The organism is Serratia sp. NCCP-200 (assembly GCF_059697885.1).
Genome location: NZ_BAAKUJ010000007.1, coordinates 51641 through 64666 on the forward strand (window position 1 = coordinate 51641; position 13026 = coordinate 64666).

General features: G+C 52.5%; 13 protein-coding genes. 5 read left to right on the top strand and 8 right to left on the bottom strand.

What is annotated here, in order from left to right; all coding sequences use genetic code 11:
* Positions 1-33 precede the first annotated feature (33 nt).
* The 7 genes from gatD to AC6HVW_RS20540 form a co-directional block, all read right to left on the bottom strand.
* Entirely contained in the window at positions 34-1083 is a 1050-nt protein-coding gene (gene gatD, locus AC6HVW_RS20510; RefSeq protein ID WP_071681438.1) for a galactitol-1-phosphate 5-dehydrogenase, read from the bottom strand.
* 51 nt (positions 1084-1134) lie between these two features.
* Positions 1135-2517, bottom strand: coding sequence for a galactitol-specific PTS transporter subunit IIC (locus AC6HVW_RS20515; RefSeq protein ID WP_071681436.1), 1383 nt, complete (start codon positions 2515-2517; stop codon positions 1135-1137).
* A gap of 3 nt (positions 2518-2520) precedes the next feature.
* Positions 2521-2805, bottom strand: a complete 285-nt coding sequence (gene gatB / locus AC6HVW_RS20520; RefSeq protein WP_021181786.1) for a PTS galactitol transporter subunit IIB — start codon at positions 2803-2805, stop codon at positions 2521-2523.
* The gene (gene gatA / locus AC6HVW_RS20525; RefSeq protein WP_021807402.1) at positions 2802-3299 is read right to left on the bottom strand and encodes a PTS galactitol transporter subunit IIA; all 498 of its coding nucleotides are present in this window, start codon (positions 3297-3299) and stop codon (positions 2802-2804) included. The genes gatB and gatA overlap by 4 nt, the downstream gene beginning before the upstream one ends.
* On the bottom strand, positions 3292-4593 hold the full coding sequence (gene gatZ / locus AC6HVW_RS20530) for a tagatose-bisphosphate aldolase subunit GatZ (protein WP_186486521.1): 1302 nt from the start codon (positions 4591-4593) through the stop codon (positions 3292-3294). Before gatZ ends, gatA begins: the two co-directional genes overlap by 8 nt.
* Positions 4594-5091: 498 nt before the next feature.
* Positions 5092-5964, bottom strand: a complete 873-nt coding sequence (locus AC6HVW_RS20535; protein ID WP_071681433.1) for a tagatose bisphosphate family class II aldolase — start codon at positions 5962-5964, stop codon at positions 5092-5094.
* Between the two features lie 192 nt (positions 5965-6156).
* Positions 6157-6999: a 23S rRNA (adenine(2030)-N(6))-methyltransferase RlmJ gene (locus tag AC6HVW_RS20540; RefSeq protein WP_071681431.1), complete on the bottom strand. Its 843-nt coding sequence runs from the start codon at positions 6997-6999 to the stop codon at positions 6157-6159.
* A gap of 302 nt (positions 7000-7301) precedes the next feature.
* Between AC6HVW_RS20540 and AC6HVW_RS20545 the strand changes: the two genes are divergently transcribed.
* Genes AC6HVW_RS20545 through AC6HVW_RS20555 form a run of 3 tightly spaced genes read left to right on the top strand, consistent with a single transcriptional unit; the run spans position 7302 to position 9061 of the window.
* Complete coding sequence (locus tag AC6HVW_RS20545; protein ID WP_081367014.1) at positions 7302-8177, top strand: hypothetical protein; 876 nt, start codon at positions 7302-7304, stop codon at positions 8175-8177.
* Positions 8174-8659 (top strand): DUF1240 domain-containing protein, encoded by a 486-nt coding sequence (locus tag AC6HVW_RS20550; protein ID WP_037376508.1) that lies wholly within the window; start codon positions 8174-8176, stop codon positions 8657-8659. The genes AC6HVW_RS20545 and AC6HVW_RS20550 overlap by 4 nt, the downstream gene beginning before the upstream one ends.
* Before the next feature lie 30 nt (positions 8660-8689).
* A complete protein-coding gene (locus tag AC6HVW_RS20555; protein ID WP_071681429.1) occupies positions 8690-9061 on the top strand; it encodes a hypothetical protein in 372 nt (123 codons plus the stop codon).
* Between the two features lie 136 nt (positions 9062-9197).
* Here the strand turns inward: AC6HVW_RS20555 and AC6HVW_RS20560 are convergent, their stop codons facing one another.
* On the bottom strand, positions 9198-9677 hold the full coding sequence (locus AC6HVW_RS20560) for an Hcp family type VI secretion system effector (RefSeq protein ID WP_186486520.1): 480 nt from the start codon (positions 9675-9677) through the stop codon (positions 9198-9200).
* 439 nt (positions 9678-10116) lie between these two features.
* Between AC6HVW_RS20560 and prlC the strand changes: the two genes are divergently transcribed.
* Entirely contained in the window at positions 10117-12159 is a 2043-nt protein-coding gene (gene prlC / locus AC6HVW_RS20565; RefSeq protein WP_186486519.1) for an oligopeptidase A, read from the top strand.
* An 8-nt stretch (positions 12160-12167) separates the two neighbouring features.
* Positions 12168-12914 carry a 16S rRNA (guanine(1516)-N(2))-methyltransferase RsmJ gene (gene rsmJ, locus AC6HVW_RS20570; RefSeq protein ID WP_071681425.1) on the top strand — a complete coding sequence of 249 codons (747 nt, stop codon included), beginning with the start codon at positions 12168-12170 and terminating at the stop codon, positions 12912-12914.
* Positions 12915-13026 lie beyond the last annotated feature (112 nt).

A 13026-nucleotide genomic window follows, 5' to 3' on the forward strand; every position in this document is an offset into this window, starting at 1 on the left:
AATGGCTGCACCAGGGCAGCCATTGGCTAAATATCACTCTTCGCCGAGCTTAAGCATGATTTTTCCCTGCATCGGCATACCGGCCAGGGCCGCAACGCTGGCGGCGTATTGCTGCGGGCGATCGATGCTGGCAATCAACGGCTCCAGAGCCAGATCTGCCGATTGGAACAGCTTCATGGCCTGCTGCCACTCTTCCCCTGGCCACGGGGCCGAATAGTTCATCCAACTGCCCAGCAGCGTCAGCTCCTTGCGCAGGATCAGGCTAAAGGTGCTGTAAGACAGGTGCAGGTCCTTATGGAGAGTCCCCACCAGCGCGATTTGTGCCCGTGGCCCGGCGATATCCAGCGCCAGGCCGACCGTTTGTGGCGTGCCGGCGGTTTCTAGAATCAACTGATCAAAGCGCCTTTCCTGCAAGCGTTCGGCTATCTCTGAGGGGCTAAGCTCCGCACTGTTAAACGCGTTTTCTGCGCCGATCTGGCGTGCCAGCTTGAGCCGGTCGTCATTGATATCAATAGCCGTGACGCTGCGTGCGCCCATTGCTCTGGCACACTGGATCGCCAGTTGGCCGATGGTACCGGCACCAATGATGATCACCTCTTTATCTTTGCATCCGCCAGCCAACTGAATGGCATGCAGGCCGACGGTGATGGGCTCAATAAATGCCCCCTGCAATAAGCTGACGTTGGCAGGCAATTTCACCAGATTGGCACGTTTGACCACGATAAACTCGGCGTTGCCGCCGTGGCTACGTGAACCGACGAACTGGTAATGCTTGCAAAGCGAATAGTAATGGCGCTGGCATTCCGGGCAGTTAAAGCAAGGCAACAATGGGACGCAGGCCACGGCATCATGCTGTTGCAGATCGGTAACCCGATCGCCACAGGCCACGACCCGGCCACTGAACTCATGCCCCAGGGTAATCGGGTAGAAATGCGCGCCTTTGGCGAAGATACGGGGGATATCCGAACCGCATAGCCCGGAATACGCCACCCGAACCAACACCTCATCGGCGGCCTCAATAGCAGGGGCGGGGCGTTCTTCAACGCGCACTTCTCCCTCCGTGTGGATCACGACTGATTGCATAACTTGAACTCCGTAGAAATAGAGAGGGGGGAGATAAGCTCCCCCGAAGGATCAGGACATAGCGTTGAGGCTTTGCGCGGTCTGCTGTTTAGCAGTGGCTTCAGCTTGGGCAAATTGACGGGCACGGCGCCAGGTGAGAAACACCCCGATGGCGTAAATGACGCCGATAACCACCAGACCCACCACGTTTTGCCAGGTGAGCAGTTGGATCAGCAGGTAGGTAATCGGTGAGCCGCCTTGGTCCATCGAGGCCACTACGCCGCCCGCTTTCAGGGCACCGGCATTGGCCGCCAGTTGGGTATGCAGCCCGATGGTTTGGGTGGCGATCCACAGCGTGATGCTCATGATGATAAAACCCGAGATCAGCGTGCGGAACAGGTTGCCCTGATGTACCGCGACGGCGAGGGCCACAAAGAAGCCGATGGTTGCCAGATCGCCAAACGGCAGCACCTGGTTACCTGGGACGATCACGGCGATCAGGATGGTCAGCGGGATAAAGATCAGGCTGGCAGAGACCACGGCGGTATGGCCCAGCAGCAGCGCCGGGTCGAGGCCAATAAGGAACTCCTGGCCACCAAAGCGTGCTTGTAGGCGTTTACGAGCATGCTTGGCGATCGGCGTCAGGCCATCCATGATCGGTTTGATCACCCGTGGCATCAGCAGCATCACGGCAGCGGTTTTCACCGCTAGTTGCAGAATGCCCTTCAGATCATAACCGGCCAGCGCACCGATAATCAGCCCCATCACAAAGCCGACGGTCACCGGCTCGCCGAACGGGCCAAAGCGTTTCTGTACGTCGTCCGCGCTGAAGTGAATGCGGTTCAGACCGGGGATCTTCTCGATAATGGTGTCCACCAGTACGGCGATCGGCCCCATATAGGCGGAGGTGCCGTGCGGAATGGCAATCCCTTCCAGCCCGAAGAAGTCGCGGGTGTCTTTGGCGAACCAGTCCCCCAGCTTGTAAACGAAGGCGGCATGCACCACCACGCCCAGCATACCCAGCCAGTATGAACCGGTGGCCAGATGCACCATGGCGCCGGTAAAGGTCATGTGCCAGATGTTCCAGATATCCACGTTAACCACTCGGGTCATACGCGTCAGCAGCATCACGATGTTGACCGCAATCGCTACCGGGATGGCGATCAGGGCAATCTGCGAGGCCCAGGTCATCGGCGACGAGCCTGGCCAGCCGATATCCACCACGTGCAGGTTGATCTGAAACTGTTCGGCCATCGATTTTGCTGCGGGGCCGATCGAGTCCAGCATCAGGCCGATAACCAGCCCGATACCGACAAAGCCAATGCCGATATGAATGCCGGATTTAAATGAATCCCCAAATTTCATCCCTAAAATCAGCGAGAAGATGATGATCACGATGGGCAGCATCACCGTAGGGCCGAGATCGAGGATGTAACGCATGATGTCGGTAAACATGGGCTACTCCGTCAGAATGGTCAGTATTTTTTGTTTCAGCGCATCGATGCCGACGCCGGAAATAAATGGCATGCCGTGGACCAACGGTATATCGCCGAACTGCCGGTCGACACGGGCGGTGGTGCAGATCAAATCGGCATCGTCCATATAGGTTTCAATCTCGGTCACGCGGCACTGCACCAAATCCAGCTCGATGTTGTGCTCCGCGCACAGCTCTTTGATCTCTTCTGCGGCCATGGTCGAGGTGGCAACGGCACCGCCGCAGGCAACGATAATTTTACGTTTCACAGTGTGGCTCCTTCATATTCTGTTTTTTGTTGTGGTCGGGAGGGCGGAGTGAAAACCCGCTGGGCAAAAATTTCGCCCAACTGGTCCTCGGGGGCGGTCAGTAGCGCAGTGATAAACTCGGGGTGCTGCAACTGGCCAAACAGCGTACGCAGTAAAACCAACTGCGCAGCCGGATCGGTGACGATCAGCGCGATAATCAGCGCAACGTCGATCGTGCCGTCATCATCCGCCTGAGCGAAGGGTACGGCATGGTCTGGGCGGATCAGATAAATAGCCGGGGCACGTGCATGCTCCGCTTCACAATGGGGTATGGCGACCGCATGCTGCTCAAGGGCTATGCCGGTGGGATAAGCGCTCTCACGCACCAGCAATGCCTGCGGGTAGCTGTTGTGAACGACCCCGGCGTTGAGCATGGTGACGCCAATGTGCTCCAGCGCCTGCTGCGCGTCGGCAAAGCTGATGCCAGTGCGAACGAACAGTTGGCTATTATGCATGGGCCATCTCCTCGGCGTTTTTGGCTTGCTCTGCGGGGGCACAGCCGAAGCGATAAGCGCGCAGCACATCCTGAATTTTGTCGATCATCAGTGCGTGGGGCTGCTTCGCCAGCTTGCGTTCCATCACGCGCTGATACTGCAGCGGGAAGTATTGGCTCAGCAGGCCTGCGGGGATCTCTTGCTGGTCGAGGTTATTGAGCAGCGTCGTCATACTTTGGGCGATACGCGGGTGAGGCCAGTAGTAGCGGATACGGTCCGACAGGCTGAAATGCAGGTCGATTAGCGAGCGGCTGAACGTCGGGTGGTAATACTTTTTCCAGTAATCCGGTTCGTCGAGCATTACGGCGTCAATCACCGCCAGGATCTGGCTGCGTTTTTCCGGGGCAATCAGGGCCTGTTCGATATTGGCCATGGCAAATACCGCTTCGCGCAGGGCAAACGTCAGAGCCGGGCCAACCTTGAGAATGGCGAAGTGATCGCGCACCAGCTGCTGATAGGCCTCACGCGTTTGGTAATCGGTAGAGTGAGCCTCATAGACCAGCGGCGTGGTGGTAATAAACTGAGAGAGCTCGCGGGTCAGCTGTGGTTGGTAAGCGATCACCTGTGAGTGGTCGAACTCCACCCCTGGCTGCACTACCACGGCGATGATCCTCGGGATCGCCTTTGCCACCCCGGCTTTGCTGAACGCCTGATAGTGAGTTTCCAGCGTGGCGGCGGCATCCGTCGCGTGAGTGATATGTACGCTGCCAATGGCGGAGGATTCTCCTCCAGGAACTGGCACCTCGGTCCCAATCACATAGGTCAGCTGCTGTTTTTGCTCTGGGGTAGCGACCCGTTCGGCGACCTGACACAGGCGGGCGGCGCGTTCTGCCACCACGTGGGGATCTAACGGGATCGGATCGTCGGCGCAGGACATGGACGCATCCAGATGGATCTTGCTGAATCCGGCGGTGACGTAGTCGGCGATCAACACTTCCGCTTTCGCCATTGCGCTGGCGGCGGGTTCATTTTGCCAACAGTTTGGGCCTAGATGATCGCCCCCTAACAGCAGCCGGGAGAGCGGAAAGCCGACGGTTGCCGCAATATCGCAGACAAACTGCCGGAAATCCGCCGGTTTCATGCCGGTGTAACCGCCAAACTGATTAACCTGGTTGGATGTGGCCTCGATCAGCACCTGGCGATCGCTGTGCAGATCCAGGCGTAATGCGGCTTCAATGACTAATGGGTGTGCCGAACAGACAGAGCAGATCCCGATCGGCTCCCCTGCTTTATGTCGTGCGATTATATTTTTCATTCTACCCTCCGTTTTCTTACGAATATAATCGTAATGTTTCGAAAGGTTAGCAATGCACTTTTCTATTATTCGTGATCAAGATCGAAAACTTTACCGCTATTTTTCCGTGCCGGTGCTTTCAGTGTGAGGGGGTAAGTTAACGAGTAGGGTAGATTTAGTTATTTAAAATCAGTTAATTATAGAGGATTGATAAAGAGAGGAGTCGGCATACGCAATAAAGTGAAAGCGGTTGTTTTGCTGCGGAGATAGTTTCACTGGCCCCTCACCCCAACCCTCTCCCACAGGGAGAGGGAGCTGATCTGGTGTTGCGATTGGGAATGGAGTGTATTGTTGGGCCGCTCAATTGCCCATTTTATAGGATCTGGCCGGCGTTGTTATCAGATGGGGAGCGCTTTGGTACTGATTTTTAACTTCCCCATGCCCAGGTTAAGTGAAGAATTTGATGGTGGCACTGTCAGATCCCCTCTCCCTGTGGGAGAGGGTTAGGGTGAGGGGCCGTTACCATGCAGGCATACGTCGCAGCCTGCCTTCGCAGCCACAAACCTGAATCACTTTTTGCACCACCTGCTGCATTGCCAGTTTGGCGGGCTGCATATAGTGGCGCGGATCGTTGGCCTGCGGATGCTCCGCCAGATGCTGCTTCAGCGCGTCTGAAAAGGCGATTTTAAGCTCCGTCGCCACGTTCACCTTGCAGACACCCAGCCGAATCGCCTGCTGAATATCGGCGTCCGGCAAACCCGACGCACCATGCAGCACCAATGGCACGCTGACCCTGTCGCGGATCTGTCCAAGGCGGATGAAATCCAGCTCTGGCTTGCCCTGGTAAAGTCCATGCGCCGTACCAATCGCCACCGCCAGTGAATCGATGCCGGTGGAACGCACAAACTCCTCGGCCTGTTGCGGCGAGGTATAGCGGGCATCCTTGGCATCGACGCTGATGCCATCCTCAACGCCACCAAGCCGCCCCAACTCTGCCTCAACGCTGACATCATAACGATGGCAAAACTCGGTCACCTGCCGCACCAGCGTGACATTTTCCTCAAAGGGCAGATGCGAGCCATCAATCATGGCCGAGCGGATCCCTGCATGCACTTTGGTTTCAATATCTTGCAGGGTTTCATGGTGATCCAGATGTACCGCCAGCGGGATGCGGTATTCGGCGGCCAACTGTTTGACAATGGCGACCACGTTAGCCGTTCCCGCATAGAGATAGGTGCCAGGTGTACCTGCCAGGATCACCGGCGAGTGCATGTGCGCGGCGGTTTCAGCCACCACCTGCATGGTTTCCAGGTTATGAATGTTGAAGGCCGGTACGGCATAGCCCTGTTGTTGTGCCTTCTGCAGCATATTGTTGGTCGAAATGATGTACACCGCCTGCCTCCTGTTTTCTTTGTTTACGTTTTATTTCGATGCTCATCATCCAATCGAAAGATAAAATAAGCAAACAGTTATTTTGCGGTTGTGATGAGGATCGGCAAAAGATCGGGGAAAAATGAGGCTGAAGCAGGGGGGATGGAGACGGGAAAAGTGGATGGCCGCCCAGGCAGGCGACCATCATCGAACTTATTCTGGTACGACCCAGTTCACCAGGTGGTGACCAATACCGGACGGCACCAGTACCTTGTGCAGCCACGGCAGCACGTTGTTCATCTGCTGTTCCAGCTTCCAAGGTGGGTTAATCACGATCATGCCTGAAGCCGTCATCCCGCGTTGATCGCTGTCGGGTTTCACCGCCAGCTCAATTTGCAGGATACGGCGGATGCCGGTCGCTTCCAGCTCTTTGAGCATGCGTTTGATCTGCTGGCGCATCACCACCGGATACCACAGGGCATAGGTGCCGGTAGCAAAACGTTTGTAGCCTTCCTGAATGCCTTTCACCACGTCTTGATAATCGGTTTTCATCTCATACGGCGGGTCCATCAGGATCAGGCCACGGCGTGACGGAGGTGGCAACTGGGATTTTAACTGCTGGTAGCCATCGGCACGCTGCACTTTGGCGCGATCGTCTTTCTGGAATTCGTTACGCAGCAGCGGGAAATCACTTGGGTGCAGCTCTGTCAGATGGATTTTATCCTGCGGGCGCAGCAACTGGCGGGCGATCAGCGGTGAGCCTGGGTAGTAACGCAGGGTGCCGGAGCGGTTGAAGTTGTGCACTACGCTCATGTAGGCCGCCAGCTCTTCTGGCAGATCGTCACGTTGCCACAGCAGGCCGATGCCTTCCAGGTATTCCCCGGTGCGCTCGGCATGCTCACCGCTCAGCTGATAGCGCCCGGCACCGGAGTGGGTATCCAGGTACAGCAGCGGCTTATCTTTTTCTTTCAGCGCCTCAATGATCAGGCTCTGAACGGTGTGCTTGAGCACGTCGGCGTGGTTGCCGGCGTGAAAACTGTGGCGGTAACTTAACATGGTGTTTTGTGTTTCCTGATTTTCGAGTTATTTTCAATAAAATCAACTCATTAAATGCAAAAGAGTTCTGCGTGTTTACTGCAAACTCGTAGATCAACGAATTTAAGCTACCAAGTATAAACCGCCTTGCTGGTAAAAAGCGAAAAGCGTTGCAGCCTGGAGGGATCTACGCCGGTATAGTCAAGAATAGGTGATAGCTATGAGGAATTTGCCTTGATTGTTCTTTATACAATGCCGAATTTCAATTATATTAGTGGATGAGTAAATGGAAATACTTTCTTATAAGGCAACCGGAGGCCGCGATGAAAGATAGAATATACCCCAACTATCTCACGGGAAATAATTCCACTCTCTTCCCCACACCACCCGATCATGGCGCCTATGCCCGACGAATTGCGGAAGAAAAATTCCAGGCTTGTATGAATGCCGAACAGCGCCACATCATGCTGCTGACCAAAGAAGAAGCCTATGATGTTCTGGAGTGCTTTGGAGAGTTTGGCAGAGGCGATCGGCAGCATGATGAGGGTTTTCTAAATATCACACGTGATGAAGGGTTGGACTATCTGGGATATGCAGCAACCTATAGCGGCAACGCAAAGGATTTCTACTCTGCGGCGGACCTGGTCAGGAAGTTGGGGGGCTTTGGGATTGCCGCCATCATTTATGTCGGAAGAAACGGTGAGAAGCTCATCAAGATCACCGGCTACCCAGGTATTAGACGGATCTTAAATGGAACGCGTTATTCGTTAAATAATATGCAGGTTGTACAAATTGGGGTCGGGGTAAAAGGGCTTAATCATACTGCTATACAGGGCATGAAATGGAGTATATATGTCTCTTTGGCCTACCGTAGCCTGGAGTTTATACTAAAGGATGAAAGCACTGCGGCTAGTTTTTTAGGAAATGTAACTAGTGATATTGTCAAAGCGGTTGTCGTTACTGTTATCATGAGAGCAACATCGTCCGCGTTGTTAATAGGGGCGGCTGTTTCCTTAGGTGGTGCTATTATTGGTGTCGCCATTGTGGCGTTTTTTATTACGATGGGTCTAGAGTATTTAGACCGGGAGTATGGAATCACTAATAAAATTATAGAAAAAATAAAGGAAATGGAAGCGCAGACACCAAGAGTTTCAAGTGTGTTAGGAACAAATAGCCAAATTTTATACAATAAACCATGAAAAATAAATTAATAACCAACGTGGGCGAGACAGTTACAGTAAAAGAGCGTTTAAGTTCTTTGCTTGTCGCCGGGATTTTTTCTTTAGGTTGCATTTTTGCACCAAGTATTATTAGCAACTATATCATCAGCTTTACCTATCCTGATGTTGTTTCATTTAACAGGTTGGAAACTTTCATTTTAGCAATTATTCCTGCAAGTGCCGTATATTTCCTTATGTTTTTCCATTTGTCTATTACCGGCAAAAATTATCTAGCTAAATTCAAACCTATACTTATATACTCTTTACGCCTTACCGCTTTTTTGCTTGTTGTCGCCTTTATTTTTAATTGGCATTTTACCACAGTGTTGGATCAGCATGGCTATGGCACCTGTTGGAAAAGAAGCTTGTATTCGGAGACGCTCTATATTAAAGATGCCGAGGAATGTAAAAAAAGAGGATCAGAGGTACTTAGAAAGCCAAGACCAGCTTACCAAAAATAGAATCACCGGTTGATATGATGATAGTGAAGTATGAAAAATAAAGTTGAATTAGAAACTACCTTCATTGAGAAACTGAGTTTTCTCTTTTCCTTTTTTGTTGGATTGTTTGGTGTTTTATTTGTACCGTACATTTTAAAAAACAAGGTATTACCTTACTTATCATACCCAGATGTAGTGTCATTTTATCTAATGGCGAATTATATGGTGGCAGGTTTCTTTGGATTCGTAATGATGATGGTGATGTCAGGGTATGTCTTGGTTACAAGAAGGAAAGATTTAACAAAAATAAAGAAACTTAGCATGTTGTGTGTATATTTGACGGCCTTATTTTTTGTGCTTGTGACTGTTTTTAATTTTTATTTTACTAGCGCCCTACATCAAAAAGGTTATGGCACTTGTTGAAAAAAAAGTTTATATTCGGAGACGCTCTATATCAAAGATGCCAGCGAATGTAAAAAAAGAGGAACCCAAGTGCTTAAAAGACCCAGAGCAGTTTATAGACGTTAGGGCCTCTTGGTAAAAGAGACCCAGCTAGTCATTAATAAACTCTGTCGTCCCATACGCTATAACCTGAGGTGCCAGCGATATGGTGTTGGCAAATAATATCTTTATAACGTACGGAAATAATTTCTTCGGGTTGTGCACTAGCATGCGTTAAGCAGTGGGGATAGTTTATGTTGAAATCTACGATGGTCGCCTCTCTGAGTTCGATCGTGTAGTACAACTCTTGGGCACCATTTTGTGATGTGCGGTAAAAATCAAACTTAAGGTTAAGCAACTCGTTATTAGAAATAGTCAGCAAAAACAAAGGAGATGATTTATCCTGCGGTTTAACAAAAATCACTGGGTTATGCATCACATTTTCGCCCCGGCTGATGTTATGCGCGAGCTTAAGAACCAGTATCTGGTTTTCGTGGCCTAATTGGTGCTTGTTACCGATCGAATCCGCTGTAGAACACCCTGCCGATATCAACCCTTGTTGTTTTCCATTAATCGTTGCGTAGATATTATTTGCCATGATGAACTCCTTGTCATGTAATTCGTGGCTGGGGTTGGTTAAAAATAGACCGAACCATTTTGTATCAAAACAACCTCAATTAACATGGTTTTTAGCGCACAGGCTGATTTTTTAGCTAGGAATAATAATATTCATCAATAAATAAAAATGACTCATAAAGTATGCTGTATGTGAGCGTGTTTGAAACGTGTATTAACGCAAATGAGAGCATTTTATAGGTACTTAGCGGGGAGGTATTCTTGTCGCTTTCCTACTTAATCTACTTAATGCAATTGTGGCCTATCCTCCTCACTAAACGATCCGCGTGAGTGAAGAAACAGGTTCAATCACACGCATGACCATTGATTTTCCCGCTGGTTGGCACCATGTTAGAAAGAAGCTTATCTTTGTCTGGCCTGATGTGCGCATCGGGTCCACCACCCTAATCAGGACTGCCTCTATGACCAATGCGTTGCTGACACCGTTTGCCTTACCGCCGTTTTCTGCCATTCGCCCTGAAGATATCGTCCCTGCGGTGACATCCGCACTGGCCGACTGCCGTGCTGCGGTTGAGCGCGTCGTGGCACAACCAGGGCCGTTTACCTGGGAAAATCTGTGTCAGCCGCTGGCCGAATCTGACGATCGCCTGTCACGCATCTGGTCACCTGTTGGTCACCTAAACTCGGTGAAAAACAGCCCGGAACTGCGCGAAGCTTACGAGCAGGCGCTGCCGCTGCTTTCCGAATACGGTACTTGGGTGGGCCAGCATGAAGGGCTGTACCAGGCCTATCGTAATCTGAAAGACGGCGAAGGCTTTGCCAAACTGACCGCGCCACAGCGCAAGTCGGTAGAAAACGCGCTGCGTGATTTTGAGCTATCGGGCATTGGCCTGCCAAAGGAAAAACAAAAGCGTTACGGCGAGATCGTGGCGCGTCTGTCTGAGCTGGGTTCGACCTACAGCAACAATGTGCTCGATGCCACCATGGGCTGGAGCAAGTTGATTACTGATGTGAATGAGCTGAGCGGCCTTCCGGAAAGCGCACTGGCCCAAGCCCAGGCGATGGCACAGGCCAAAGAGCAGGAAGGCTGGTTGCTGACGCTGGACATGCCGAGCTATTTGCCGGTGATGACCTATGCCGATAACCAGGCGCTGCGTGAAGAGATGTATCGCGCCTTCACCACCCGTGCCTCCGATCAGGGGCCGAATGCTGGTAAGTGGGATAACAGCGAAGTGATGGCGGAAACGCTGGCTCTGCGCCACGAACTGGCACAGCTGCTGGGTTTTGCCAGCTATGCGGACAAATCATTGGCGACCAAGATGGCAGAAAGCCCGGAGCAAGTGCTCGGTTTTCTGAGCGATCTGGCCAAGCGCGCTCGCCCACAGGCAGAGCAAGAACTGGCACAGCTACGAGCCTTTGCCAAACAGCACTATGGTGTAGATGAGCTAGAAGCTTGGGATATCAGCTATTACGGAGAAAAACAGAAGCAACATCTGTTCTCCATCAGTGATGAGCAACTGCGCCCCTACTTCCCGGAACAGCGCGTGCTGGAAGGGCTGTTTGAAGTGGTTAACCGTATTTACGGTATCACCGCCAAAGAGCGTCAGGGTGTTGATACCTGGCATCCAGAGGTGCGTTTCTTCGATCTGTTCGATGCCAAAGGTGAACTGCGCGGCAGCTTCTATCTGGACTTGTATGCCCGTGAAAACAAGCGCGGTGGTGCATGGATGGATGATTGCGTCGGTAGCCTGCGTAAAGCCAATGGCGAATTGCAAAAGCCGGTTGCCTATCTCACCTGTAACTTTAACCGCCCGCTGGGTGACCAGCCGGCGCTGTTTACCCATAACGAAGTCACCACGCTGTTCCATGAGTTTGGCCACGGTTTGCATCATATGCTGACGCAGATCGATACCGCTGGGGTTTCTGGTATCAACGGTGTGCCTTGGGATGCGGTAGAGCTGCCAAGCCAGTTTATGGAAAACTGGTGCTGGGAGCCGGAGGCATTGGCGTTTATCTCTGGTCACTTCCAGACTGGCGAACCACTGCCGAAAGCCCTGCTGGACAAAATGCTGGAAGCGAAAAACTATCAGGCGGCACTGTTTATCCTGCGTCAGCTGGAGTTTGGCCTGTTCGATTTCCGTATGCATGCCGAATACAACCCGGAAAAAGGGGCGCAGATCCTGCCAACCCTGGCCGAGGTGAAGAAAATGGTGGCGGTGGTGCCTTCGCCAAGCTGGGGCCGTTTCCCACACGCATTCAGCCATATCTTTGCCGGTGGCTATGCGGCGGGTTACTACAGCTACCTGTGGGCGGAAGTATTGTCGGCAGACGCCTACTCGCGCTTTGAAGATGAAGGGATTTTCAACGCTGAAACCGGTCAATCCTTCCTCGATAACATCTTGTCACGCGGGGGTTCCGAAGAGCCGATGGAATTGTTCAAACGCTTCCGTGGCCGTGAACCGAAGCTGGATGCTATGCTGCGCCATTACGGTATTAAAGGGTAACCCGCCAAGTGAGCGTGTTTTTATTGTGTGAAGCAGGCGCCGATCCCGGCGCCTTGTCTATTTTGGCCGATCGTTGGCAGCTAACCAGCGACGAAGATGCGGCGATGGCGCTGGTGCTGACGCCAGAACGGTTGGAACTGCGCAAGCGCGACGAGCCAAAGCTTGGCGCTATCTACGTCGATTTTATCTCTGGCCCGATGGCCCATCGGCGGCGTTTCGGCGGCGGCCGTGGCGAAGCGGTGGCCAAAGCGGTAGGCATCAAAGGCAGCTATGTGCCTAGCGTGGTGGACGCCACCGCCGGGTTAGGGCGTGATGCGTTTGTGCTGGCATCGCTGGGTTGCCAGGTTCGCATGTTGGAGCGTGATCCGGTAGTTGCTGCGTTGCTGGAAGACGGTTTGCAACGGGGCTATCAGGACTCGGAGATCGGTCCTTGGCTACGTGAACGCATGACGTTGCTTCATGCCTCCAGCCTGACGGCGCTGAGCGATCTCGATCCACGCCCGGAAGTGGTGTACCTCGACCCAATGTATCCGCATAAGCAGAAGAGTGCGTTGGTGAAAAAAGAGATGCGGGTATTTCAGTCGCTGGTGGGCAGTGATGATGATGCCGACGGCTTGCTGGAGCCTGCCCGCAGGCTGGCGACCAAAAGGGTCGTGGTGAAACGACCGGACTATGCCCCTCCGCTGGCCGATGTTCCCGCTCATGCTGCCACGACCACCAAAAATCACCGTTTCGATATTTATATGCCGCTGTAAGATAAACGTGAGGGTGGTATTCATTGAACCCCCTCACATTTCCCATGTTCATTCTGCAATGTCACTGGTAACGCTGAGAGGTGCGTCGCATAATCCTGTTTAATTACAATCA